The sequence below is a fragment of the Xanthomonas sp. NCPPB 3569 genome, from assembly GCF_041475645.2.
Classification (GTDB): Bacteria; Pseudomonadota; Gammaproteobacteria; order Xanthomonadales; family Xanthomonadaceae; genus Xanthomonas; species Xanthomonas phaseoli.
In genome coordinates this window covers 2,859,393-2,885,050 of record NZ_CM192969.1, presented here as the reverse complement: position 1 = coordinate 2,885,050, position 25,658 = coordinate 2,859,393, and the positions used below count along the sequence as shown (strand labels likewise).

At 61.9% G+C, this 25,658-nt stretch carries 16 protein-coding genes and 4 pseudogenes; 11 read left to right on the top strand and 9 right to left on the bottom strand.

What is annotated here, in order from left to right; genetic code table 11:
- Nucleotides 1–24: 24 nt before the first annotated feature.
- Entirely contained in the window at nucleotides 25–888 is an 864-nt protein-coding gene (locus ACCQ03_RS12640; protein ID WP_057679224.1) for a Smlt3025 familytype IV secretion system inhibitor, read from the bottom strand.
- A 367-nt stretch (nucleotides 889–1,255) separates the two neighbouring features.
- The gene (gene bdcA / locus ACCQ03_RS12635; RefSeq protein WP_017154930.1) at nucleotides 1,256–1,969 is read right to left on the bottom strand and encodes an SDR family oxidoreductase; all 714 of its coding nucleotides are present in this window, start codon (nucleotides 1,967–1,969) and stop codon (nucleotides 1,256–1,258) included.
- A 71-nt stretch (nucleotides 1,970–2,040) separates the two neighbouring features.
- On the opposite strand from bdcA, the gene ACCQ03_RS12630 reads away from it, so the two are divergent.
- The 7 genes from ACCQ03_RS12630 (at nucleotide 2,041) to ACCQ03_RS12600 (ending at nucleotide 11,183) form a co-directional block, all read left to right on the top strand.
- Complete coding sequence (locus ACCQ03_RS12630; protein WP_209227209.1) at nucleotides 2,041–2,631, top strand: TetR/AcrR family transcriptional regulator; 591 nt, start codon at nucleotides 2,041–2,043, stop codon at nucleotides 2,629–2,631.
- Nucleotides 2,632–2,918: 287 nt separating this feature from the next.
- Nucleotides 2,919–5,300, top strand: a complete 2,382-nt coding sequence (gene hsdR / locus ACCQ03_RS12625) for an EcoAI/FtnUII family type I restriction enzme subunit R (RefSeq protein WP_209227207.1) — start codon at nucleotides 2,919–2,921, stop codon at nucleotides 5,298–5,300.
- 63 nt (nucleotides 5,301–5,363) lie between these two features.
- Nucleotides 5,364–5,999, top strand: a complete 636-nt coding sequence (locus ACCQ03_RS12620) for a helix-turn-helix domain-containing protein (protein ID WP_209227205.1) — start codon at nucleotides 5,364–5,366, stop codon at nucleotides 5,997–5,999.
- 35 nt (nucleotides 6,000–6,034) lie between these two features.
- On the top strand, nucleotides 6,035–6,721 hold the full coding sequence (locus ACCQ03_RS12615; protein ID WP_244664128.1) for a nucleotidyl transferase AbiEii/AbiGii toxin family protein: 687 nt from the start codon (nucleotides 6,035–6,037) through the stop codon (nucleotides 6,719–6,721).
- Between the two features lie 4 nt (nucleotides 6,722–6,725).
- A complete protein-coding gene (locus ACCQ03_RS12610; RefSeq protein WP_209227201.1) occupies nucleotides 6,726–8,195 on the top strand; it encodes a type I restriction-modification system subunit M in 1,470 nt (489 codons plus the stop codon).
- Nucleotides 8,192–10,528: a restriction endonuclease subunit S gene (locus ACCQ03_RS12605; protein WP_057679218.1), complete on the top strand. Its 2,337-nt coding sequence runs from the start codon at nucleotides 8,192–8,194 to the stop codon at nucleotides 10,526–10,528. Before ACCQ03_RS12610 ends, ACCQ03_RS12605 begins: the two co-directional genes overlap by 4 nt.
- Before the next feature lie 388 nt (nucleotides 10,529–10,916).
- Nucleotides 10,917–11,183: an XAC0095 family protein gene (locus ACCQ03_RS12600; RefSeq protein WP_150147569.1), complete on the top strand. Its 267-nt coding sequence runs from the start codon at nucleotides 10,917–10,919 to the stop codon at nucleotides 11,181–11,183.
- Between the two features lie 246 nt (nucleotides 11,184–11,429).
- Here the strand turns inward: ACCQ03_RS12600 and ACCQ03_RS12595 are convergent.
- From ACCQ03_RS12595 to xopAU, 3 genes and pseudogenes are all read right to left on the bottom strand, one after another.
- Nucleotides 11,430–11,828: pseudogene (locus tag ACCQ03_RS12595) on the bottom strand (serine/threonine protein kinase); the annotation flags it as partial.
- 10 nt (nucleotides 11,829–11,838) lie between these two features.
- Nucleotides 11,839–12,926 (bottom strand): IS3-like element ISXcd1 family transposase gene (locus ACCQ03_RS12590; protein WP_223842567.1). Its coding sequence is split into 2 segments (ribosomal slippage): nucleotides 11,839–12,674 and nucleotides 12,674–12,926, totalling 1,089 coding nucleotides; the frame shifts between segments, so codons are not numbered across the junction.
- Nucleotides 12,927–12,994: 68 nt separating this feature from the next.
- Nucleotides 12,995–14,203 (bottom strand): annotated as a pseudogene (xopAU, locus tag ACCQ03_RS12585) (XopAU family type III secretion system effector serine/threonine kinase); the annotation flags it as partial.
- A gap of 407 nt (nucleotides 14,204–14,610) precedes the next feature.
- Between xopAU and xopAV the strand changes: the two are divergent.
- On the top strand, nucleotides 14,611–15,393 hold the full coding sequence (gene xopAV / locus ACCQ03_RS12580) for a type III secretion system effector XopAV (RefSeq protein ID WP_209227320.1): 783 nt from the start codon (nucleotides 14,611–14,613) through the stop codon (nucleotides 15,391–15,393).
- Nucleotides 15,394–15,455: 62 nt separating this feature from the next.
- On the opposite strand, the gene ACCQ03_RS12575 is transcribed toward xopAV, so the two are convergent.
- Nucleotides 15,456–16,085, bottom strand: coding sequence for a TetR/AcrR family transcriptional regulator (locus tag ACCQ03_RS12575; RefSeq protein WP_003490630.1), 630 nt, complete (start codon nucleotides 16,083–16,085; stop codon nucleotides 15,456–15,458).
- A 216-nt stretch (nucleotides 16,086–16,301) separates the two neighbouring features.
- Here ACCQ03_RS12575 and ACCQ03_RS12570 point away from each other — a divergent pair, with 216 nt between their 5' ends.
- The 3 genes and pseudogenes from ACCQ03_RS12570 (at nucleotide 16,302) to ACCQ03_RS12560 (ending at nucleotide 19,841) form a co-directional block, all read left to right on the top strand.
- The gene (locus ACCQ03_RS12570; RefSeq protein ID WP_017157920.1) at nucleotides 16,302–17,081 is read left to right on the top strand and encodes a histidine phosphatase family protein; all 780 of its coding nucleotides are present in this window, start codon (nucleotides 16,302–16,304) and stop codon (nucleotides 17,079–17,081) included.
- Nucleotides 17,081–17,951, top strand: a pseudogene (locus tag ACCQ03_RS12565) (NAD(P)H-hydrate dehydratase). Before ACCQ03_RS12570 ends, ACCQ03_RS12565 begins: the two are co-directional and overlap by 1 nt.
- Nucleotides 17,952–18,365: 414 nt before the next feature.
- On the top strand, nucleotides 18,366–19,841 hold the full coding sequence (locus ACCQ03_RS12560) for a glycoside hydrolase family 30 protein (protein ID WP_057679930.1): 1,476 nt from the start codon (nucleotides 18,366–18,368) through the stop codon (nucleotides 19,839–19,841).
- Between the two features lie 131 nt (nucleotides 19,842–19,972).
- Here the strand turns inward: ACCQ03_RS12560 and ACCQ03_RS12555 are convergent.
- From ACCQ03_RS12555 to ACCQ03_RS12545, 3 genes and pseudogenes are all read right to left on the bottom strand, one after another.
- Nucleotides 19,973–21,778 (bottom strand): annotated as a pseudogene (locus ACCQ03_RS12555) (glycoside hydrolase family 15 protein).
- Complete coding sequence (locus ACCQ03_RS12550; RefSeq protein WP_209227322.1) at nucleotides 21,775–22,677, bottom strand: SDR family oxidoreductase; 903 nt, start codon at nucleotides 22,675–22,677, stop codon at nucleotides 21,775–21,777. Before ACCQ03_RS12550 ends, ACCQ03_RS12555 begins: the two are co-directional and overlap by 4 nt.
- Nucleotides 22,678–23,102: 425 nt before the next feature.
- Nucleotides 23,103–25,457 (bottom strand): GH92 family glycosyl hydrolase, encoded by a 2,355-nt coding sequence (locus tag ACCQ03_RS12545; protein WP_209227323.1) that lies wholly within the window; start codon nucleotides 25,455–25,457, stop codon nucleotides 23,103–23,105.
- Nucleotides 25,458–25,658: the final 201 nt, after the last annotated feature.

Genomic DNA, 25,658 nt, shown 5'->3' with positions numbered 1-25,658 from the left:
TTTACTCCTTGCAAAAAGTCTGGATCACCCAACTTTAGTGCGTGCCAAAACGTCCCGAATCGCTTTTTCCATACGTTTCCAGTCCCTTAGAAACGCGCGATGGTAGTTGAGCGTGATGGATAGTTTATTCTCGACATCCACAAGGTAGTGCGTGCATCCGGCGACAACTGGCCCTTCTTCGTCAATGACTTGGTCGCCCTCAAGCCGGATGCCGTCCTTACGAAACTTGACGCTATCGCACTTGATGAAAGTGGTGAGATTGCCGCCGGAATCGCGCGCGACATACCAATCGTCCTCAAACGCGGGGTTGCGTGTCGGAGGTTTGCTGTAGCGGGCCTCGTACGCTTTAACGTACACCGCCATCTTTTCTTCATCGATGGCATACGGCGTCAATCCGAGTGTTTCAGGCTGTGCAATACGCAGATCGAGTCTGTCGACGGGATCACCTCGTTCGACCGAATCAGGCTCGGTGATTGCTTCATTGGATGAGTAGCGTGCCAGCAATGCCTCGATGGGGACGCGGTCGACATAGTCAACCGAGGCATGGATTTCCTTCCGGAAATCATTCGTACGCGGGTTGGCCCGTGCGCCAGGCGGCGTGGGGGTCATATCCGGCCACTCGATGACAAGCGTCACGCCTTCGCCCGGCCATGGTGCGATCTGGCTGTCCAGGTAGTTGGCGGGGATGCGGAAGGTATTCGGCCCCAGCTTTACGTCAACCGGAGCGTCCGAATAGGTATGCCCGTTGATGGTGCGACCGGTGGTGACGGTGTCCGACATGGGGGAAGTCCTTTTATGTTCGGGTGATGGCGTCCGTGCACATGCACTGCCGGTCACGGCGATGGCGAGTGCAAGGGCCAGGGATCGGCCGGATGACATCATGTACATTGGTCAATCCATTGCAGGGTTCGTCCCGAACTATAGGCAAATCACGATCAAGGCGACAGCAAGCCCAGTTAGTGCACGTGCAGTGCGCCGCATGACATCGGAATGCGGCGCACTGCCAGCAGGAGATACGCGCGGACACAAGGTCGGCCGTGCAGCGGCAGCTCGCTATATGTGCTGAAGGATGGCATTTGCCGCCATCTGTCGTGGGAATGGCGTGTTAGCCCGTTGCCGTAACGCGCTGATCGAGGTCAGTACTCCTTCGCCGATGTGTCGATCCAACTGCAGCGAGGTCCCTTTGGGTGTCGTCCAGAGGCGTGGGCTGCACGACGTGGAGAGCTGCAGTGCCATCAGTACAAATGTGGCCGCGTCATGCCCCGAACGCACCGTCGATCGTATGCATCGCGCCAGTCACAAAGCTCGCTTCCGGGCCCGCCAGCCAGGCCACCATGCCAGCCACTTCCTCGGCGCGGCCGTGGCGCTTGATCGCCATGAAGCTGTGCATCAGGTCTTTCATCGGTCCGTTTTCCGGATTGGCGTCGGTATCGATCGGGCCGGGTTGCACCACGTTGATGGTGATGCCGCGCGGCCCGAAGTCGCGCGCCAGCCCGCGGGCCAGCCCTTGCAGCGCGGATTTGCTTAGCGCGTAAGAGGCCATGCCGGGCAGCGGCATGCGGTCGCCGTTGACCGAGCCGATGACGATGATGCGGCCACCCGATGGCATCTGCCGCGCGGCCTCGACAGCGGCGTGGTAGGGCGCGTGCACGTTGATGCGGAACAGCCGGTCGACCGCGTCCGGATCCTGGTCCAGCGCATCGCCGAACAACGCAATGCCGGAGTTCACCACCAGCACATCCAGCGGCCCGCTGCGGCGCACCGTGGCGATGACCGCATCGCGATCGGCGCTGTCTGCCAGCACCGCGGTGCTGCCGGTTTCGCCGGCCAGGCGCTGCGCCGCCTCGGCAGAGCCAGCATAGGTAAACGTCACTCGCGCACCTTCGGCCACGAAGCGCCGCACGATCGCGGCCCCAATTCCCCGGCTGCCACCAAGCACCAACACCGACTTGTTCTTGAACGCTGACATGTACCTACCTCGCTATTAATATAGCGAGTAATACATAATAGATTTCGGTTGCCGTCAAGGGTTTTGTAACAATGACTACAGAAATCTCACGGGCCCGCGGCCGGCCGCGGGCGTTCGACGCGGAGCAAGCGGTCGCCACCGCGCAGTGGCTGTTCCATGCAAGCGGCTACGACGCATTGAGCGTGGCCGATCTCACCGCGGCGCTGGGCATCAACCCACCCAGTTTCTACGCCGCCTTCGGCAGCAAGGCGGGCCTGTACGCGCGCATCCTCGACCGCTATGCGCAGACCGGCGCGATCCCGCTGCCGCAACTCCTGGACGCCGACCGACCGCTGGCCGACGCGCTGGCCGATGTACTGGAGCACGCCGCCCGCTGCTACGCCGCAGACCCCGCCGCCACCGGCTGCCTGGTGCTGGAGGGCACGCGCAGCAACGACGCGCAGGCGCGCGAGGCCGCCTGCGGCTTTCATGTCGCCGCCCAGGCGTTGATCCGCTCCCACATCGCCCAGCAGTGCCCGCACGACGCAGACCGGCTGGCCGATTTCGTCAGCACCACCATGGCCGGCCTGTCCGCCAGCGCCCGGCATGGGCAGAGCCTGGAGCGTCTGTTGGCGAGTGCGCGGTTGGCGGGGGAGGGGATTCGGGCGGCGTTGCGCGGGTAGTGCAGGTAGCGGGTGGGCAGAAGGCTTTCGATGGTGTGAGCTGCCGCAAAGCGGGAGTGTCAGATTCGTTCTTGCGCGAGTTGGTGATCGGTTTCGGCGCCAGCGTTACGTCCTGTTGTTTGAGATTGAAAGCGATCAAGTCGTCACCGTTTTAGCAGTCAGGCATCTTTCGCAGTCAGGCATCAGCGTGAAGACGACTATCATTAGGCGGCGAGTCAATCGAGAAGTGGCGTCTGTGCCTCGGGGCGCGTCGCCAATTGCGGGAAGATGGAGACACAGGGGATTGGATGGACAAGTCGTCGTTAACCGAGCGCGATATCTGCACGAAATTCATCATTCCTTCGATCGTCGCCGCGGGCTGGGATCTGGATTTCCAGGTGCGCGAAGAGGTCGCTTTTACCAAGGGGCGTGTCGTAGTTCGCGGCAAGCTGCACAGCCGGGGGTTGGCGCGTCGTGCCGACGTCGTGCTATACCACCGAGCCAATCTTCCTTTGGCCGTGATCGAGGCAAAGGACAACAGGCACACCGTTGGTTCCGGTATGCAACAGGCACTGGGATATGCAGATGCGCTGGATGTTCCGTTTGTGTTCTCGAGCAACGGCGACGGATTCCTTTTCCATGATAGAACCGCGACCGGCGACAAGATCGAATCCGAATTAACGTTGGACCAGTTTCCCTCGCCAGAGGAACTTTGGCGTCGCTATTGCATCTGGAAGGGGCTTGGTGAGGACGCGCGGCAGGTGGTCGAGTCCCCGTATTACGATGATGGCAGCAGTCGCTCGCCGCGCTACTACCAGATCAATGCGATCAATCGAACGATCGAAGCTGTGGCCAATGGTCAAAACCGCATCCTGCTGGTGATGGCCACCGGAACCGGCAAAACCTATACCGCTTTCCAGATCATTTGGCGGCTTTGGAAGTCGCGCCAGAAGAAGCGCATCTTGTTCCTGGCTGATCGCAACATCTTGGTCGATCAGACAAAAAACAACGATTTCAAGCCGTTCGGCACGGCGATGACCAAGATCACCAAGCGCCAGATTGATACGTCTTACGAGATCTACCTGTCGCTGTACCAGGCGGTAACCGGCGTAGAGGACGTCAAGAACATCTACAAGCAGTTCTCTCGGGAATTCTTTGATCTTGTCGTCATCGATGAATGCCATCGTGGCAGCGCGGCCGAGGATTCTGCGTGGCGGGAGATCCTGGAGTATTTCTCTGGTGCCACGCATATCGGTTTGACCGCAACGCCAAAGGAGACCAAGGAAGTCTCTAGCAGTACTTACTTTGGAGAACCCGTCTACAGCTACACGCTGAAGCAGGGCATCGATGACGGCTTCCTGGCACCGTACAAAGTGGTGCGCATCGACTTCGATGTCGATCTGCAGGGCTGGCGGCCACCTAAAGGGATGCGCGACAAAAACGGCGAGTTGATCGAAGATCGCATCTACAACCTGCGGGATATGGATCGCCAGCTTGTGGTCGAAGCGCGGACGTATCTGGTCGCGCAGAAAGTCACCGAATTCCTCACTGCCACCGGTCCATTCCAGAAGACCATTGTGTTCTGCGACGACATCGATCATGCCGAGCGTATGCGCCAGGCCTTGGTAAATCTCAATCCAAAGCGTGTCGCGGAAAATCGCAAGTACGTCATGCGCATCACCGGCGATGACAACGAGGGAAAGGCCGAACTGGACAATTTCATCAATCCTGAAATGCGTTACCCCGTCATCGCGACCACCAGCAAGCTGATGACAACCGGCGTTGACGCGCAAACCTGCACGCTCGTCGTGCTGGACCAGCACATCAGGTCGATGACCGAGTTCAAGCAGATCATCGGTCGCGGGACCCGTATCAATGAGGATTACGGCAAGTACTGGTTCACCATCATGGATTTCAAGAAGGCGACCGAACTGTTCGCTGATCCATCATTCGATGGAGACCCCGAGGTGATCTACAACCCCTCGCCCAATGACAGTCCGGTACCGCCTGAGATCGGGGGCGGCGACGGTGGCGACGGCGGTGGGATCGTCGATCCTCCAGAGGGCGGTGATGACGTCACCACTGGCGGTGAAGATGGGCCGAAGCGCATCAAATACGTCATCGACAAACTGCCGGTATCGGTCGTGGCCGAGCGCGTCCTGTATTACGGGTCCGATGGCAAGCTCATCACTGAGTCGCTGCGCGACTATACCCGCGAGCGCGTCCTGCGCCAGTTTGCGTCGCTCGATGACTTCCTGCGGCGCTGGAGCGATGCCCAGCAGAAGAAGGCCATAATCGATGAGCTGGCTACGCAGGGCGTGCTTTGGGAGGAACTGGCCGGCGAGGTCGAGAAGAAGCTCGGTCAGTCGCTCGATCCGTTCGATCTGATCTGTCACGTGGCCTTCGATCAACCGCCGCTGTCGCGCAGGGAGCGAGCGGAGGGTGTGCGCAAGCGCAATTACTTCGCCAGGTATCAGGGCAAGGCGCGGCAAGTGCTCGAAGGCTTGTTGGACAAGTACGCCGACACCGGGGTGGAGCACATCGAGGACATCAGGATCCTGCAGCTCGATCCGTTTCGTGCCCTTGGAGCACCGGTCGAACTTGTGGCGGCCTTTGGCGGCAAGACGAATTACCAGCGCGCCATCCTGGACCTGGAAAGCCAGCTATATAGCAGTGCGGACGTTGCCTGACCTGCGTTCCATAGTATTCTTGTCCTCTGTTTCAGGACGGGGGACGGGACCTTTCCGTTACTCATGAAAAGTCAAGATATCCTGCTCTTGCTGAAGCTGGTCAGCCTTGAGCGCCAGCAATCGGTCCATGTAGGCGGCGAGAAAGCAGCGCTCGGCATTCCCGATGACTGGCGTGGCTGGGCCGTGTCGGCGGCTCAAGAGGATCGGGGGGCAGCAGGCTTGGCCGAAGATGCGTTCTCCGTGCGCGGCCTTGAGGAATCCACCGGCATCAGCAAATCGGAAGTCAGTCAGGCGCTCCGGCGTTGCGCCGACGTGGGGCTGGTGCTGGCCGAGCGCGGCAGTGGCATCCCGCGCGCCAACACGCGCGCGCTGCTGGGCTTTGTGTTGAACGGGCTGAAGTATGTGTTTCCGGCGCGCCCGGGCCCGATTGTCCGCGGCATTCCCACAGCACACGCGGCGCCAGTGCTGGTCGATCGCCTGTTGTCCGCAGGCGAACACATCTACGTCTGGGAGGACGGCTACGGCAGCGAGCAGGGCCAGCGCGTGGAACCGCTCTACAAAAGCGTGCCGCGTGCCGTACGTCGCGATGCGGAGCTGTACGCCATGCTGGCGCTGGTGGACGCGATCCGGCTGGGGCGTGAGCGTGAGTCGGCGCTTGCCGGCAGTGTGCTGACCCAACACCTGCGAGAGGTACCGTAATGGGCACGCCTGGAAACTGGGATATCCAGCAGCACATGCTGGCACGCGTGGCCGAAGCGCTTGGGCCGGATCTGCTGCCGGAAGTTGCCTTCGTCGGTGGCTGCACCACCGGTCTGCTGATGACAGACGCGGTCAGCCGGGAAGCTGTTCGCTTTACCGAAGACGTCGACTTGATCGTGCACGTCATGGGCTTGGGCAGTTGGTACCGTCTGCAGCAGGTGCTGGCCGGTAAGGGCTTTCGCACCTCGCCCAACGACGACGTCGTCTGCCGTACCCGCCTGCGCGATCAACATGCCAGCGAACTGATCGTCGATTTCATGCCTGATGACGCTGCCGTCCTCGGCTTCAGCAATCGCTGGTACGCCGATGCGCTGCGTGAGGCGTACGATCACGCACTGCCGTCAGGTGTGACAATCCGCGTGGTCGCTCCAGCCTATTTTCTGGGCACCAAGCTGGAGGCCTACCGGGGTCGCGGCAACCGCGATCCATTGGCCAGCCGGGATGTCGAGGACATCCTCAATGTCGTGGATGGCCGCGCCACCCTGTGCGATGAGGTCGCGCAGGCGTCCACAGCATTGCAGTTGGATATCGCTCAGGGGATCGCCGAACTCCTGCGCCACCGCGACTTCAACTACGCCGTTCAGGCCACTTCCAACAACAACCGCCAGCGCGAGGAGTTGATCTTCACGCGGCTGGACGCACTTGCATCATTCAACAGGTAACACGATGTCGATCAGCAGCACCATCAAATCCATCCAGGACATCATGCGCAAGGACTCCGGCGTCGACGGAGACGCGCAGCGCATCGGCCAGCTGGTGTGGATGTTGTTCCTCAAGATTCTCGATGACAGTGAGCAGGAATGGGAGCTCATCCACGAGGACTACCGGTCGCCATTGCCGCAGCGCCTGCGTTGGCGTAACTGGGCCGCCAATCCGGAAGGCATGACTGGCGGGGATCTCAAAGACTTCATCGACCTTGAGCTGTTTCCTAATCTACGCGACCTGACACCTCGCCACAGCAAGCCGCTGGGCTTTGTCGTGCGCGATGTGTTCCAGGACGCCTACAACTACATGAAGTCCGGGCAGCTGATCCGCCAGGTGCTCAACAAGATCCAGAGCGGCGTGGACTTCAACAAGGCGCAGGAACGCCATGCGTTCGGCGACATGTACGAGCAGCTGCTGCGCGACCTGCAGAGCGCCGGTAATGCAGGCGAGTTCTATACGCCGCGCCCGGTCACCGAGTTCATGGTGCGCATGGTCGACCCCAAGCTGCATGAAAAGGTCATGGACCCGGCCTGTGGCACCGGCGGCTTCCTCACCTGCGCCATCGAGCACAAGCGCCAGCGCTATGTGCGCACCGCCGAGGACGAGGCCATCCTGCAGGCCAGCATCTTCGGCGTGGAGAAGAAGCCGCTGCCGCACCTGCTGGCTACCACTAACATGGTGCTGCACGGCATCGAGGTGCCCAGCCAGATCAAGCACGACAACACCCTGGCGCGCCCGCTGATCAGCTGGGGGCCGGGCGAGCGGGTCGACTGCATTGTCGCCAATCCACCATTCGGCGGTATGGAAGAAGACGGCATCGAAAGCAACTTCCCCGCTGCCTTCCGCACCCGTGAAACCGCCGACCTGTTCCTGGTGCTGATCATGCACCTGCTCAAGGACGGTGGCCGCGCCGCCGTGGTGCTGCCCGATGGCTTCCTCTTTGGCGAAGGCATCAAGAGCCGCATCAAGGAAAAGCTGCTCACCGAGTGCAACCTGCACACCGTCGTTCGCCTGCCCAATGGCGTGTTCAACCCCTACACCGGCATCAAGACCAACCTGCTGTTCTTCACCAAGGGCACGCCCACCAAGGATGTGTGGTTCTACGAGCACCAGTACCCGGCTGGCTACAAGAGTTACTCCAAGACCAAGCCCATGCGCGTCGAGGAGTTCGCCGTTGAGGAAGCCTGGTGGGGCAGCGAGGCCGATGGCTTTGCTGCTCGCCAGGAAAATGAGTTCGCCTGGAAGGTCAGCTTCGACGAACTGCAAAGCCGCAACTGGAACCTCGACAGCAAGAACCCGCATGTGGGCGAGCAGATCAGCCACAACCCGGACGAGCTGCTGCGCGGCTATGCCGCCCTGCAAGGCGAGATTGACGGGTTGCGTGACCAGCTCAAGGCTGTGCTGGCCGAAGCGCTGGAGCGCCGGGTATGACGACGCTGCTTACCCGCAATCTGCCGCTGCTGGCAGGCGCGCCCAATGGTATCAAGAAGCTGCGCGAGCTGATTCTGGAGCTGGCGGTGCGTGGCAAGCTGGTGCCGCAAGATCCGAATGATGAGCCGGCGAGTGAGCTGCTGAAGCGGATTGCGGAGGAAAAAGCGCGGTTGGTGGCTGAGGGGAAGATCAAGAAGCAGAAGCCACTTGCCGAGATTGGCGAAGAAGAGACACCGTTTGAAGTGCCTACCAACTGGGCGTGGACGCGTCTTGGAGAGTTGGGTTTAGTCGGGTCTAGTTCGCGTGTACACCAGAAAGACTGGCAAACTAGCGGTATTCCTTTCTACCGTGCCCGGGAAATAGTTCGGCTATCCAAAGATGGTTTTGTCGAAAACGAATTATTTATTTCGGAGGCTCTATATCAAGAGCTTTCCACAGGAGAGTCAGCGCCGAAAGTAGGAGACATAATGCTGACAGGTGTAGGGACAATTGGTGTCCCATACCGCGTACAGAAAACAGATCGTTTTTACTTTAAGGATGCCAGCGTCCTGATTTTCAAAAATCATATAGCGGATAATTCAGGCTATCTTCTTAAGTACTTCGTTTCTCCGCTATGGATAGAGAAAATTCACGCTGAGAGCATGGGTACGACAGTACACACGCTCACTATCGCCAGAGCAAATGAAACACTCTGCCCACTGCCGCCACTCGCCGAACAATACCGCATCGTCGCCAAAGTCGATGAGCTGATGGCCCTGTGCGACCGGCTGGAAGCTCGGCAGGCCGATGCCGGCAGCGCCCACGCCCAACTGGTGCAGGCGCTGCTGGACAGCCTGACCCAGGCCCCCGATGCCGAGGACTTTGCGCAAAGCTGGCAGCACCTGGCCGAGCACTTCCACACCCTGTTCACCACAGAATCCAGCATCGACGCCCTCAAGCAAACTCTGCTGCAACTGGCGGTGATGGGAAAACTTGTGCCTCAAGATCCTAGTGATGAGCCGGCTAGTGAACTTTGCAAAAGTATCGAGGCCGAGAAGCAGCGCTTAGTAGCAGAAAAAAAAATGAAAGAAACCCCACACCTGGAGCCAGTAAGCACTGATGAAGAGCTGTTCACTGCTCCGTCTTCCTGGGTGTGGGTACGCATGGGCGATATATGTCGACCTATATCTTCTGGTTCCACTCCGCCCTCAGATTTATTTCGGTACGACGAAGGAATACCGTTCCTTAAGGTCTACAACATTCGGAACCAAGAAATCGATTTCGAATACAAAAAACAATTTGTGAGTCCTGAGAATCATAGGGGGAAGATGAAGCGCTCCGCTCTGGTGCCTGGTGACGTGGTTATGAACATTGTCGGCCCACCATTGGGCAAGGTCGCGATCATTCCCGATACTTTTCCTGAGTGGAACTGCAATCAAGCGATAGTGTTTTTCGGACTGATTGCGCCAGTGAGCCGTCAGTACATCTATACGTTTTTGAAGGAAGGTTCGTTTTTAAAAAACATCGCTCTTATTGGTACAGCAGGGCAAGACAATATCTCGGTTACCAAATCTAAAAATATAGCTGTGCCGCTGCCACCAATTGCCGAACAACACCGCATCGTCGCCAAACTCGATCAACTAATGGCGCTTTGTGATCAGCTCAAATCACGCCTCAGCGAAGCCCGGCAAGTACATGAGTACTTGGCCAATGCATTGATTGGCCAAGCTTTAAGTGGTGAAAAGAAGTCAGGTGCCGAGGTCGTTGATTTCAGTGCTTACCTCATTTCAAAGCTCGCGCCACAACGCACCTTTGGGCGCGTGGCACATATGAAGATGCTGTTTTTGGCGGATTCCCATCTTGGCTTGGGTTTGATGGATGGATATCGTCGCCATGCGGCGGGTCCGCTCGATACGTCGATTTATCGAATGGAGGAGCGTGCCGCTCAAGAAGGGCTGTATTCGGCCTCGATCGAGGTGCTGAAATCTGGGCAGGAAAAGGTCTCCTATCATGTCGGGGCGAACATCAGTCGCTCTGTCGAAATGGCGGCTGCCGCACTTGGCGCTGGTCGGAAGGAGTTGGATCGTCTTATCGCGTTATTCGAAGGGCGTAAGACGGACGATCTGGAGGCTGTCGCAACGCTATACGCAGTCTGGAACGATGCGCTTGCTGGGGGGCTCCATCCCAATGACGAGTGGTTGATCAGCGAGTTCCGCAACAACTGGCATGAGGCGAAGGAGCGCTTCACGCCGGACATCTTGGGTAACTGGCTTGGCTGGATGCGCGATCATGGACTTGTCCCGACGGGTAACAGTGCGGTGACGAAGTCACAGGCAGCTTTCTTGTTCAAATGAACCTGTGGCGTTCGGGGTACGGGCTGATGGCAACGAGTCGTCTGAGCTCCGACGAGGAGAGCTCGTTGCCGTTGGCCAATGATGCGTTTCCCTGCTCGCAGCAGTGTTCGATATCCATGCTTGACGTCGGGATTTTTCAGTAGCAGTCTTGCTGCACGGAGCCTCGAAACTCCTCAAACAGCGGTACCCCCCTCCGAAATACTGGTGGGTTTTTTGTGCCTGCATGTTTTGCAGGCACAACCGACGCGATGCCTGCGTCGGGAGGGCGGCGAATACAACACCCGCAAGGGGAATAAGCCCGCCGGCTGTTTGCGGTTTCGAGCCTCCCGACTTCCCGTCCGTCGCCTCGCGGCGGGCGGGGGCGATTCCATGGAATGAGGAGCAGGCCATGTCGGACGTTGTACGCGATGTGCAGTCACAGCCGGGCTATTACATGCCGGAAGGCGCGCAATACCGCCTGCAGCAATTGCGCGACCATATGCGCTTTTTGGCGCGTCTGGCGCAGCCACGCACGCAGGCCGAAGAGCAGGCAAGGCAGCCGACCATCTGCATGGACGAGTTGGCGTTTTGTCTGGAACTACTGGCCGAGCAGGTGGGGAGAGTGCTGGACGATGTGGAGTGCGCTGTGATCGAAGGCGCGCATCCATTGCCATGACGTGTTGTGCCGTCTGGATCTTTTGCCGTATGGATCACTGCCGAATGGACGCATTGATCGGCCTACGTATGGCAGCAAGCAGCGGTGCCGATTGAATGCCCGAATCAGCGCTCAGACTGCTCGCAGGCGTGCACACTTGCCTCACTTGTCTGTCGATCCCGCGCTTCTAGACCCAGCCACCACACACTGCATGGTCTATCGGTTCGCGCTCACTTGTAACGTGGGCGCTGCTAAAAATAATTGCTGCTAAAAAGAAGGCAAGCGCTTCAGTTTTTCGAAGGTGCGATGCATCCGATCACGGGGCGGGAGCGGCGGTTCGGTGAAAAAGGGGTCGCGCAGCAGTCTCTCTGCCTTGGTGCGCTCGCCGGTTCCGTCGTCCAGCATGCTGTTGAAGAAGTGGACCACCGTGCGCTTGTGGTCGGCCGGGAGAGCCTGCAACGCATCCATGAAGGGGAAGGTGTCTGCAGTCTTGGTGCGATTGATCCCGATCATGCCCATGTTGTAGTCGGGGCGCTTGAGCACATGCACCAGCAGTTGCGCCACGCTGTAGACGTCGCGCGCATGCCTGGCAGGGGTGCTCAAGTCGTAGAAGCCCGGTGTGCCGCCGCGGTTCGGATGGTAATCCCCCCGCTTTGAGCGTTCGCCAAAAGTGGAGCTAGGCGGCCATCGCCAATTTCATTGCTGGCGTGATACCGCCGAGCGCCATGTTGGGGCGCTCATGGTTGTACGTCCATAGCCAGCGCGTGGCCTTGTCCTGAACCTGCTCGATGGTGTCGAACAACGTTGTGGCCAGCCAGGCGTAGCGGACGGTGCGGTTGTAACGTTCGACATAGGCATTCTGCTGCGGCTTGCCTGGCTGGATGTGCTCGATCCGAATCCCGCGCTGCTGTGCCCAAGCTAGCAGCGCGCCGCTGATGTACTCCGGGCCGTTGTCGCAGCGAATGGCGTTTGGCTTGCCGCGCCAGTCAATGATCTGTTCCAACGAGCGGATCACCCGGGCCGATGGCAGCGATAAGTCGACCTCGATGCCCAGACCCTCACGGTTGAAGTCATCGAGCACATTGAACAACCGGAAGCTGCGGCCGTCGGCCAGCTGGTCGTGCATGAAATCCATCGACCAGACCTGGTTGATCGTCTCCGGCACCGCCAACGGCTCTGGCCGCTCGCGCACCAGCCGCTTCTTCGGCTTGATCCGCAGGTTCAACTCCAGCTCCCGATAGATGCGGTACACCCGCTTGTGATTCCAGCCAAAGCCCTTCACGTTGCGCAGGTGCAGAAAGCACAGGCCGAACCCCCAATCACGATAGGTTGTGGTCAACCGCACCAGCCAATCGGCAATCCGGGCGTTCTCCTCGCTGGCCTTGGCTTGATAGCGAAAGCAGGTCTCGCTCACCGCAAAGGTCCGGCAGGCATGCCGGATGTTCGTGTGGCCACCATCTACGGCCCATCGGGCCATCTCCCGGCGTTGAGATGGCCTCACCATTTTTTTGCCATCGCCTCCTTCAGCAGGTCGGCGCTGAGCTGGGCATCGGCGTACATCTTCTTCAGGCGCCGGTTCTCGTCCTGCAGCTCCCTGAGCTGGGACATCAGCGATGCGTCCATGCCGCCGAACTTGCTGCGCCACTTGTAGAACGTCGCCGAGCTGATGCCGTGTTCCCGGCACAACTCCGGCACGGGCGTGCCGGCCTCGGCCTGCTTGAGGACGGCAATGATCTGGCTGTCGGTGAAGCGGGATGTCTTCATGGAACCTCCTCGGAAAAGGGTACGAGAAAATTCCACTTCTGGCGTCAGCTAACCTGTGGGGGGATTACCGGATCGCCTTCTTCTGCGCCGAGTCCCATGTCGATCAGCCGAAAGATCCTGGTGGGTTGGTCGTACATGACGTTGTTGTGCGAGATGTCCTGATGCACGATGCCGGCGTCTTCGCAGCAGGCGATGCCCACCAGTACATCGGCCATCAGCTGCCGGGCCAGGCCGAGATACTCCATTGCGCTGATGGCGCCTTGCTGCAGCGCTGTGCGTGCGCGGCCAATCATGCTGCGCACGCTGATGCCGTCGATTTTCTCCAGCAAAATTCCGAAGGTGTGTTCGATCTGCACCACGCCATGGGCATGGACGATATACGGCACCGCATCGACCGACCTGATCATTTGATACTCCTGGAAGATCATGGCTTTGCGCTCATCGATCCGCTCCTGCAGCGTCGGTGCGTCTGCAACGGTGGCGGGGTCGCACAGTGTCGGTGGGATCGGCCATTGCGGGTCCGTGCACAACAAGGCCTTGAAGATGAAGTCGCGGCCGCAATGTTGCCCGCCCTGCCAGAGATCTTCGGCCAGCCGAACCGCGTAGGTCGAGGCGGAGGCGCCGGTGCCGATGGTTGGCAGTGTGTGCAGCGTTGCTGCAGTGCCTGCGTTCCCGCTTTCCAGCGTCACCTGGAGAAAACCAGTGTCTACATCCACGGCGCCGGGCTTCAACGCCGAGAGCTTCTGAATCAAGTCCGGGCGTTCGGATCGGCTGGTCAGCGATTTCACCAGACGCGGGCTCAGCACGACGTGCTGCCGGGCATGACGCATCTCGCTGACCAGACGCCGTGCGTTGCGCAAGTTCTGGAATGCGTCATTGCTGTCGGCGCCCGCAAGAGCCGATGTGCGCGCCGGCGTCTCCAGCAGGCAGGCCCAGGTCGGTGAGCCGGGCTGCGGGCCCAGACGGGGGCTGCGGCCGGTGACAGGCGTCGTTGGCGAGTCGCTACTGGATGAGGACCAGGTGTGCGGTGCCAACGCTGCCTGCAGGCGGGGCACCACGACCTCCAGGCGCGTATTTTCATCGGCGAGCACGCCGGTGGTGCTTCTTCGTTTTTCCAGCAGGTTGAGTGGATGGTCTGCGACGGGATGGGGCGGGGTGTGCTGCTCGGGCGCCTGTGCAGTTTCGGGCGCATCGCGCTCTGCGTCTGCGCGCAGCGCCGTGGAAGGGAGAGTGACGTTGCCGGAGATCTGTTTCATGGTCGAGGCCAGTGTGGTCAACGATCAGGGGAGGTGGCTCTGGCGGTTCGCTTGCAACACACGGCATGCGGCAGCTGGCGTGAGCCCGTTGCAACCAGGAGCCACTCAGCGGCGATGTCGGCTGCGTCACCGGCATCATCATTGAGGCAGTGGTGCATGCGTAGTGAGCAATGCACGAAGCGGTGCAGGCGTGGGCGAAGTTGCGCCAGTGCTGCGTGTCTTGGCATCCGGGGCGGCGGGATCGCGCCGGCGGGTGTGGCCGACGCGCAATGTCAACACGATCGCCAGCCACCCGGCTCGTTCGCCTGCAGCGACGCACTGGTGCCGGCTGGAACGCGTGCGCGCTTTGGCAAGCGCAGCGCCGCTTGATTCGTGTTCGGCAATGGTTTTTCGGCCGGATGCGTCATGCCCGATCACGCTGGGGAACAATGGCGCGCACCGAAAGCGGAGAGGTGACCATGCAACCGTTAGCGTTGACATCCGCCACGCGCAGAGGCGCCAGGCGCGAGCAGCAAGAGGACGCGACCGTGGTAGATGCCGGCCCGTCTGCACCGGCCAGCGACCCGCACGCCAATACGCAGCTGGCCCAGAGCCTGCCGCGGCGGCCGGTCCGTGAGGCGCCGCTGAGGGCGCCTGGCACGCCGCGTGGCGTCCACCTCGCCAATCTAGGGCGAACGATGGCTTATGTGGGCGCCGCCGGGTCCGCACTCTGCGGAGGGTTTGCGGCACTCCAGGCACCCGCCGCGGCGGCATACGGCTATCTCAACGATGATCAGTATTACAAGAATCTTGCTGTGGTGAGTAGCTGCCAGGCAGTGGGAGCGCTGGCCGCATTCTTGGGGATGAGGCTGGCCGATGTGATGGCCGCTCGTTACGTGGAGGCGCAAGCTCGGTGGTACGACGTGCCGACCAAGGCGCAGCGGGCAAGCGAGTTGGGAACAACCGAGGCCTGCCTGGATCAGGCGGTCGACATGGTGACCAGATTGGACGCCGACCATCCTGGTCCTGCCATGGACGAAGGCGAGCGGCTGGCATTGGCCAGGGATCTGCTGAACCTCATCATGGTAGAACGTTCCCGTCTGCCGCCAGACCTATGGCGAGCAGCGAGCAGCACTGACAACAACAGCGATGCGTACGGTCTGGTCGCCCGGCTCCTGCAGGCCGCCAGAGCCCGTGCAGCGGAAGAGGCGTCCACGTCGTCGGCAGATTGAGCGCGCCTGCCTGCAAGATACCCGGGCGCGGCCCGCAATCGCCGGGCAGTGCTGCTTTGGGATTACACCGGCGCCGACTTGAGGATGCCCGACAAGCTCTCCCGCAGGATCAGCTGCAGATGCATGCGGTTGAGTTCCATGCCGCTGGTCATCACGCTGTGCAGGCCGCCGCACATGGCAGCGACGGCGAAGACGCGGGCCTGGAATTCGTGTTCGCTGCTGGCGGTATCGGTGTGGCCGCGGAGCAGGCGCTTGAGCAGTGCGCTGAGGTGTTCGATCAGCGATGCGCTCTGCCGGCGCATGAAGGCGGCCAGCACCGGGTCGCGCAGGGTGGCCAGGTGCAGCTCCAGGTCGATGCGGGTGCGCTTGATGTTGATTTCCTGCAGCAGCCAGTCTTCGAGCAGGCCGGCGATGAAGTCCACCACGTGCACGTTGGCCGGCCGTTCCACCAGCCACATCTGACGGATGGCGCGCATGTAGTTGCGCTCGAGCAATGCGCGCACCAGCGCGTCCTTGTCTTCGAAACGCTGCAGGAGGCTGCCACATGACAGACGGGTGCGTTCGGCGATGAGCTCGAAGCTGGTGGCCGAAAGGCCGATCTCGTCGATACAGCGTTCGGCCGCGTCCAGTACGTCGTCTACCAGGAGCTCTTCGCGCTGTTTTGCGGTGCGCAGCTGAAGGACGTTGGACATGGGCGAGCGAGGTGTCGGGGGCCTGCAGTATACCGAGCCAGGGTTACGCATCCGTTGGAGCGGCGCTGGTCTGTGCTATGGCGCATGGTTCTTGCAGCGTGTGCGATGTGCGGGCTCATGCATGACACCGGTGGCGCGGCCGCGCACGGCCGCAGGTATGGTCGACCAGCTGTTCACGGCGGCTGTGCGACACGTGGTGCCGACGTGGTGCAGGAGATGGGTGTGAGTGAGAACAGTGCGGTTGCGGGGGTGTCGGCGCAGTGGCCGGCGCGCCTGTGGGTGGTGCGGCATGGGCAAAGCGCAGGCAACGTGGCACGCGATGTGGCCGAATCCAATGGCGCGACGTTGATCGACCTGGAGCATCGCGATGCGGACGTGCCGCTCTCGGAACTGGGCGAGCGCCAGGCCGAGGCATTGGGCGCGTGGATGGCTGGGCTGCCCGAACACGAGCGGCCGAGCTTGATCCTGAGTTCCACCTACGTGCGCGCGCGACAAACCGCCGCTGCGGTGGCACGTGCGCTCGGCCAGCCGGCCGATGCGGTCAGCGTGGACGAGCGGCTGCGCGAGAAGGAATTCGGCGTGCTCGACCGCTACACCACGGCCGGTATCCTGGCGACGTTTCCGGCGCTGGCCGAGCAACGCAAGCTGGTGGGCAAGTTCTATTTTCGCCCGCCTGGTGGCGAGAGTTGGTGCGATGTGATCTTTCGGTTGCGCAGCATCGTGGGCGACCTGCAGCGCAATCATGTGGGTGCGCGTGTGCTGATCGTGGGGCACCAGGTCATCGTCAACTGCTTCCGTTACCTGATCGAGCGGATGGACGAGGCCACCATCCTGGCCATCGACCGCGAAGGCGATGTGCCGAACTGTGGCGTCACCGAATATGCGGCCGCGGCCGATGGGCAATCGCTGCAATTGGTGCGCACCAAGTTCGTGCCGCCAGAGCTGGCCGACGAGCCGGTGACCACCGAATCCGACCGCCCGGCCGGAGCGCGCTGATGGCCGCCGCACGCCTTCGCACGCTGACCGCTGCCGCACTGCGTGCGATGCCGCTGCCATCGCCCGGCGGCGACAAGGAGCAGCGGGGGGCGCGTGTTGGTGGTCGGTGGGTCGATGCGCGTGCCCGGTGCGGCGTTGCTGGCCGGGGAAGCTGCGTTGCGCGCGGGCGCCGGCAAATTGCAGATCGCCACCGCTGCCAGCGTGGCGCCCGCCATGGCCCTGGCGGTGCCCGAGGCATTGGTGCTGGGGCTGGGACAGAACGGGCAGGGCGAGATCACGCGCGGGCACCGTGCATTGGACGCGGCGCTGGCCGCCTGCGACGCGGCCGTGATCGGGCCGGGCATGGCGTCGACCACGACGACAACGGCGCTGGCCAAGCTGGCCGCTGCGAAGGCGGTCTGTACCTTGGTGCTGGACGCCGGTGCGTTGTCGCGCAGCTTGCGTGCGCCGCCTGGGCGCCCATTCGTGCTGACGCCGCATGCCGGCGAAATGGCAACGCTCGCCGGCGACGACAAGGCCGCGGTGGAAGCGGCGCCCGGCGAGTACGCGCTGACCTTCGCGCGGAAGATGCGCAGCGTGGTGATCGTCAAGGGCGCGGACAGTTTCATCGCCGGGCCGGACGGTGCGTTGTGGGTGCATCGCGGCGGTGTGCCCGGGCTGGGCACCTCGGGTTCGGGCGACACCTTGGCCGGGTTGATTGCAGGTTTCGCTGCACGGGGCAGCGATGCATTGACCGCAGCGCTATGGGGCGTGTTCGTGCATGCAGCGGCGGGCAAACAGCTCGCAAAGCGGGTCGGCACGGTGGGCTTTTTGGCGCGCGAGATTCCGCCGGAAGTGCCGGGCATCCTGGACCGTTTGTCGCGTGGGTGATCAAGCCCTTTTCCAGACGGCAGAGGTGCATGTTGGCGCTGCAGCTGAGCCCCTCTCCCGCCGGGAGAGGGGTTGGGGTGAGGGTACGACAACTGGGATTGGTGCAGATTGAAGTCTTATTCCTCGCTGTTTGTGATGCATCAAGCGCTGCCGGCACCGCCATCTGCGCCCGTACCCTCATCCGGCGCTGCGCCACCTTCTCACCCATGAAGGGGGGCAATGTCCCGCCGGGAGAAAGGAATGCTTGTGCTGCAGCCAAGCCCCCCTGCTGATGGAAGAACCAATGAATGCCACACCGCGTTGCGCTTGCGCTCGTTTTTCGTGCGATGTTGCGGCGCGTTGGTCGGTTAGGCTTGCGCGATCTACCTGGGAGGGTGCGCGGTGAAGCGAGCGATGACGTGGTCGGTGGTGGGAATGCTGGGGATGCTGGGCACGGTGAGCAGCGCGAGCGCCGCAACGGCAGCCGTGGCACACGCGGCGGCTGCAGCAGCGCCAGATGCAACCTCGCCAGCGACGCGCAGCGCTGGCGCATTGCGCATCTACACCAGCTCCCAAGGCGCCACGCAACAGATGCGCGCCAGCACGGCGGCCGCGCCTGTCGCCGGCCATGCATTGACCGAAAAAGAAAACTCCATCTTCGTCAATCCGCAGCGGCAGTTTCAGCAGGTACTGGGTATTGGTGGTGCGATCACCGATTCCAGCGCAGAGACCTTTGCCAAGCTGCCCAAGCGTACGCAACGTGCGTTGCTCACGGCCTACTACGATCCGCAGCAGGGCATCGGCTACACGCTGGCGCGTACCACCATCCATAGCTCGGATTTCAGCAGCGGCAGCTACACCTACATCAAGGAGGGCGACGCGGCGCTGAAGAGTTTTTCGGTCAAGCACGATGCCAAGTACCGCATCCCGATGTTGCGCCAGGCCATTGCGGCGGCCGGCGGCAAGCTCACCACGTTCGCCAGCCCGTGGAGTGCGCCGGCCTTCATGAAAGACAGCAAGACCATGCTCAAGGGCGGCAAGCTATTGCCCGAGTACGCGCAGGCCTGGGCAAGCTACTACACGCGGTTTATCGCGGCCTACGAAAAAGCGGGCATCCCCATCTGGGGCATCAGCCTGCAGAACGAGCCGATGGCGGTGCAGACCTGGGAGTCGATGCTGTTTTCGGCCGAAGACGAACGCGACTTCCTGAAGAATCATCTTGGGCCCACCATGGCCAGCGCCGGCTACGGCGATCGCAAGATCATCGTGTGGGACCACAACCGCGACATGATGGTGCACCGCGCGCATGTGATCTTCGATGATCCGGAGGCGGCAAAATATGCGTGGGGCATGGGCTTCCACTGGTACGAAACCTGGGCCGGATTCGAGCCGATGGTGGAGAACGTGGCGGCAGTGGCGCAGGCCTACCCGGACAAGCACCTGCTGTTGACCGAAGCGGCGGTGGAAAAGTTCGACCCGGCCAAGTTGCAGTACTGGCCCAATGGCGAACGCTACGGCACGGCCATCATCAACGACCTCAATCATGGCGCAGTGGGCTGGACGGACTGGAACATTCTGCTCGACCAACAGGGCGGGCCGAACCATGTAGGCAATTACTGCTTTGCGCCGGTGCATGCCGATACGCGCACCGGCGAGGTGACCTATACGCCGAGCTATTGGTATATCGGCCACTTTTCCAAATTCATCCGGCCGGGCGCACGGCGGGTCAGCGCGGCCAGCAGCCGCAGCAATCTGGCGACCACCGCGTTTGTCAACACCGATGGCAGCCTGGCCATGGTGGTCATGAATGCCAGCGACGTGGCGATTGCCTACAACCTGTATGTGGGCGAAGCATCCAGCACGTTGGAAATTCCCGCGCACGCGATCCAGACGGTGGTAATGGCGCAGTAGGCGAATCGACGCAATGGGTCGAGCTGTGGTCTGGCGCAGCCGCATTCGCGAGGTGTCCGCTTCTGCCGACGGCAGAAGGCGTCTGCTGATGGCAGCCTGATGCACCGGCGAGGACAGATGCTGCGCTGCGCTTATTCGCCATCTACGGCCAGCGCTGCGTGGATCAGCGCGAGGTGGCTCAAGCCTTGCGGTACGTTGCCCAGGGCGGCGCCAGTGCTGGTGTCCAGCATCTCGGACATCAGTGCGACATCGTTGCCCAGCTGTTCTAGCAACTGTTCGAACAAGCGCCTGGCTTCGGCACGCTCGCCGAGCAGCCCATAAGCTTCGACCAGCCAGAACGAGCAGGCGATAAATGCTCCTTCGCGTTGTTGCATGCCGCTGTAGCGGTGCAGCAATGCGTCGCTGCCGAGTTCTGCGGCAATGGCATCGCGGGTGGCGATCATGCGCTCGCGGCGCGGCCCGCCCAGCCCAAAGCGCGAGGCCAACAGCAGGCTTGCGTCCAGGTCGTCGGTGTCCGCTTAAAAGGTGTATGCCTGCTTGGCGTCGGACCAGCAGTGCATGTCGATCCACTCCAGAATCCGCGCCTGTTCGCGCTCCCAGCGTGGCAGCATCGCGGTGGAGAGGTGGCCGGCCTTGGCCAGCTCGCTGGCGCGGCGCAGCGCCAGCCAGCATTCCACTTTGGACATGGTGTAGTGTTGGGCGGTTTCCAGTTCCCAGAAGCCTGCGTCCTTGCGCATCCAGGTGTCTGCGCATTCGTTGCCGAGCTCGAACAACTGACGTGCGGTTTCCTGGTCCAGGATGTGGCCTGCATCGAGGAAGCGCGCGGCCATTTCGAAGATATCTCCGTACAGGCACAGCTGCAGCTGGGTGTTGGCGGTGTTGCCCACGCGCACCGGGCGCGTGTTGCGATAGCCGGGAATGTCGATCACGCGTTCGTCGGGCACCAACGCGCCATCCAGGGTGTAGCAGGGGCGCACGCCGGGCCGGTGCTGGCGGATGGTGCGCATCAACCAGCTAAACGCAGCCTTGGCATCGGCCAATGCACCCACGCGCAGGAAGGCCTTGGTGGTGTAGGCGGCATCGCGGACCCAGGCATAGCGGTAATCCCAATTGCCGTTTGCGCCAATCTGTTCCGGCAATGACGTGGTGACTGCAGCAGCGATGGCGCCGGTAGGCGAAAACCACAGGAACTTGAGCGCCAGCGCAGAGCGCACGACCGCATCGCGGTAACTCTTGTCGTAAGACAGGTTGCCGCTCCACTCGCGCCACTCCTGGTCGCTGCGCTCGATGCGCCCACCGATGTCTTCCAGCGCGGGCACTGGCAGCGCATCTTCTTCGGCGGCCAGCAGTGCTACGACCTGGGTGTCGCCTGCGTGGATCGCCAGCGTCACGTGCACGCCGCGGTCATCGCACCGCACTAGCTGCGCTGCATTCTCGTCGTAGCGCAACATGGTCATGAGCGAACCGACGTGATGCACACGTCCGTTCGGCGTCTCGCTTTGCCAGGGGGGGGCTTCTCCGGCACGTGTGCCGGGCCGGTAGATCAGGTCGAAGACAACGCGGCCTTCGATGCCTTCGATGCGTCGCGCAAGTTCCGACCACGGCAGCCGGCCGGCTTCGCCGCTGTTGAGTGACTCGGTCAAGCGTGCGCTGCCGGTGGCGGTGCTGAAGGTCGTTTCGAGAATATTGCTGCCATCGCGGTAGTTGCGCTGCACGTGCTGCAGCTGTTGCGGCGTAAGGGCGAAATAGCCGCCTTCGCCTGCATCCAACAGGCGATCGAACAACGGCGGCGAGTCCATCTTCGGCACGCACCACCAATCGATGCTGCCGTCTGCACCGCATAACGCCACCGAGCGCCCGTCACCGATCGCCGCATAAGCGGCGATCGGCAAGGCGCCGGTGGCATCGCGTCGAAACTCAGCGCCGGGATGGCTCAAGACAGCAACAGGCCGCCAGTGGCACCGAACACTTCGCCGGTGACGTAGCTCGATTCCTGCGATGCAAGAATCACATACAGCGGCGCCATTTCCACCGGCTGGCCAGCGCGCTTGAGCGGCGTTTCAGAGCCGAAATCGGGAATCTTTTCCGGCGGCTGACCACCGCTGGGCTGCAGCGGCGTCCACACCGGTCCAGGCGCGACTGCGTTGACGCGAATCCCCTTCTCGGCGATCTGCTGCGCCAGCCCCTTGGTGAAGTTGACGATGGCCGCCTTGGTGGAAGCGTAGTCGAGCAGCGTAGGCGAGGGCTGATACGACTGGATCGAACCGGTATTGATGATGGAGGCACCCGGCGGCAAATGCGGGATGGCCGCCTTGCACAGCCAAAACATCGCATAGACGTTGGTCTTGTAGGTGGCGTCGAACTGCTCGGTCGTGATGTCCGCGATGTCTTTCACGGCGGTCTGTTTACCCGCGATGTTGACCAGTACATCCAGTCCGCCAAGCTCTTTCACCGCCCGATCCACGAGTTGGGTACAAAATTCCTCGTTCTTGAGATCGCCCGGAACGCTGATGGCTTTGCGCCCTTCTGCCTGGATCAGTTGCACGACTTCGGCTGCGTCCTGTTCCTCTTCCGGCAGGTAATTGAGCACGATATCGGCACCTTCGCGTGCAAATGCGATGGCGGTGGCGCGCCCGATCCCGGAATCTGCGCCGGTGATCAGGGCCTTGCGACCCTGCAAGCGACCAAAGCCCTTGTAGCTCTGCTCGCCATGGTCTGTCTTGGGCTGCAGTTCGTGGATGGTGCCCGGCGCTTGCTGGGTTTGTTCCGGAAATTGCGGTTGCGGGAACTGGGTCAACGGGTTCTGCATTTCGTACTGATTCTTGGTGCTGGACATGCACATGCTCCTGCATTGGGGGAAGGGCAGGCACGCAGTCGTCGTGCGTACCGATGACGACCAGTGTGGAAAGCGGGGCGATGCGTATCGGTGAACGAAAGTTGTGCATCGTGTGAATACGTGACCGCGGTGCATGCAATGCCATCGCCCCGGAGACGTCGCATTCAGAAACTGACGGAAGACAAACGCACGCGTTGCGCAGGAGTCGACGACGCTGGCACAGCTGGATGTACGGCAGCGTTGATCGAGCGCGGTGCATGCGGTTTGCGCATGCGGACCCACGACTGAGGCAGCTAGCCAGGGCCACTCCGGGGGGCGCTGACCAAATGTAGCGAACGGTCGGTGGAGCCGCGCAGACACCTCATTTCCTGCGGGATGCATCCCTGCAGGATCATCCGGGCGCTACATCTCGCAACGGCGTTGGATCATTGCAGCTGCGCCGACATCGAATACGGCCGCTGCGCCGGGTCGGTGGCCCATCGCGGATTCGGTGTCGCCTGAATGCGGAAACGCAGTTCGCCGCCAGCCTGGATTTCCTCGTGTGTCACATAAGCGCGGGTCAGCGGTTTGCCGTTGAGCGTGGCGCTGCCGACGTAGCTGCGTGCATCGCTCACGCCTTCGGCGATGATCGAGAAACGATTGCCATTGGGCAGGTTGAGCGTGGCACGCGGCAGGAACGGGCGGCCGATGACGTACTGATTGCTGCCGGGCGCCACCGGGTAGAAGCCCAGCGTGGTGAACACGTACCAGGCCGACATCTGGCCGAGATCGTCGTTGCCGGCCAGGCCCTCGGGCCCGGCGTGATACTGGCTGCGCATGATCTGGGTCAAGCGCGCCTGCGTGCGCCACGGTTGGCCGGCATACGCATACAGATAGGCAACGTGATGGCTGGGTTCGTTGCCGTGCGCGTACCAGCCGATCAGGCCGGTGATGTCTTCCATGTGCTCGAAGATCTTCGGGTCCACCTTGGCATCGAACACTGCATCCAGCCGGGCAAGCAAGTTGTCGTCGCCGCCATGCGCGGCAGCCAGCCCGGCCACGTCCTGCGGCACGTACCAGGAGTATTGCCACGCATTGCCTTCGGTGTAGTCGCTGCCGTAGCCACTGGCAGATGGGTCGAATGGCTCGCGGAAGTTGCCGGCGCGGGTGCGCGCGCGCATGTAGCCGGTGGCCGGGTCGAAGGCATGCTTCCAGTTGCCTGCGCGCTTGTTGAATTCTGCAGCGATGGCGGGCTTGCCGAGCTTGTCGGCCATGCGCGCGATGGTCCAGTCGTCGAAGGCATATTCCAGCGTCTTGGAGGCGGCTTCGCCTTCTTCGTCGATGGGCACGTAGCCCAGCTCGCGGTATTGCGCAATGCCATCGTACGGGCCGTAGTTGGCGCTGGCGACCATGGCCTGCAGGGCTTCCTCTGCGTCGAAGCCGCCGATGCCTTTCATGTACGCGTCGGCAATCACCGGGACGGCGTGGTAGCCGATCATGCACCAGGTTTCCAGGCCATGGAATGCCCATATCGGCAGGATGCCGTAGGCGCTTTCGCGACGCGAGGCGAGCAGGGAATTGACCACGTCGCTGCTGCGTTGCGCCGGTTGCACCAGGGTGAGCAGCGGATGCAAGGCGCGGTAGGTGTCCCACAGCGAGAAGGTGGAGTAGTTGGTCCAGCCATTTGCCTGATGCACCGCATTGTCCGGCCCGCGGTAGCGGCCGTCGCTGTCCATGAACAGCGTTGGCCCCAGCAGGGTGTGATAGAGCGCGGTGTAGAGCTGGGTGCGTTGTTGCGTGGTGCCTTGTGCATCGATCGCCGACAGCGCCTGCGTCCATTGCGCACGTGCATCGGTGCGTACGCGATCGAAATCGAAGCCAGGCACTTCGGCGTCGAGGTTGGCGATGGCGCCGGCCTCGCTGACCGGCGAGAGCGCCACCTTCACCACCAGCGGTGTGCCGTCATTGGCCACGTCGAACACACCGACCAGTTGCCGGCCTTCGATCTGCGCGCGCTGCGCAGGATTCTTTTCGCCCGGTGGTGGGAAACCCTTGTATGGGATGTCCTGCTCGGTGTCATGCAGTTGCGTGGCAGTGAGCGGACGCGAGAAGCGCATGGCGAAATACAGCTGCCGGCCGGGCGCCCAGCCGCGTGTTTCGCGAAAGCCGGTCACCGTGCCATCGCTGCGCACCCGCAGCCGCGACCACTGCACCTTGCCGGGGTAGTCGTACAGGCTGGTGCGCAGGTCGATGAGCACATGCGCCGGCGTGCCTTTGGGAAACTGATAGCGATGCACGCCCACGCGCGCGCTGGCGGTGAGTTCGGCGCGGATGTTGCGGTCTTTCAAGGTCACTGCGTAATAGCCGGGCTGCGCCTGTTCGCTGGCGTGGTCGAACTGCGCGGTATAGCCGCTGCCCGGCTTGCTGGCGTCGCCGCGTTCGAGCTTGATGTCGCCGGCCTGCGGCATCAGCAGGATGTCGCCCAGATCCGAATGCCCGGAGCCGGAAAAATGCGTATGCGAGAACCCGACGATGGTGGTGTCGCTATGCCGATAGCCAGCTGCCCAGCCGTAGGCGTCCTTGCGCGGCTTGATTTGCGTATCCGGGCTCAGCTGCACCATGCCGAACGGTACCGTGGCACCTGGATAGGTATGGCCTTCGCCACCGGTGCCAATGAACGGGTCCACTGCGTCGAAGGCAGTTGCAGGCGTACGCGGCGCCGCGTTGCCGAACACTGCGACGACGGCGGCAAGCAATGCCAGCCAACGAGCCCGACGTGGGGCGATCAAGCGAGACGACATGCCAAGTGCTCCAGGCGGATGCAGCGCCGGACCGTAGCACAGCTGAGCGGGCGCGCTACAGGTGAGAGGATGCGATGGCCATCGTGGTCATGGTTGGGTTCGCTGAGCAGGCGCGCGTGATCGACGTGGTTGCTTGGGCACGCACCGCGGCACATCTGGCGGCTGTCGTGCTGCATGGACGTTAGTCTGTGTTCTCCGCGT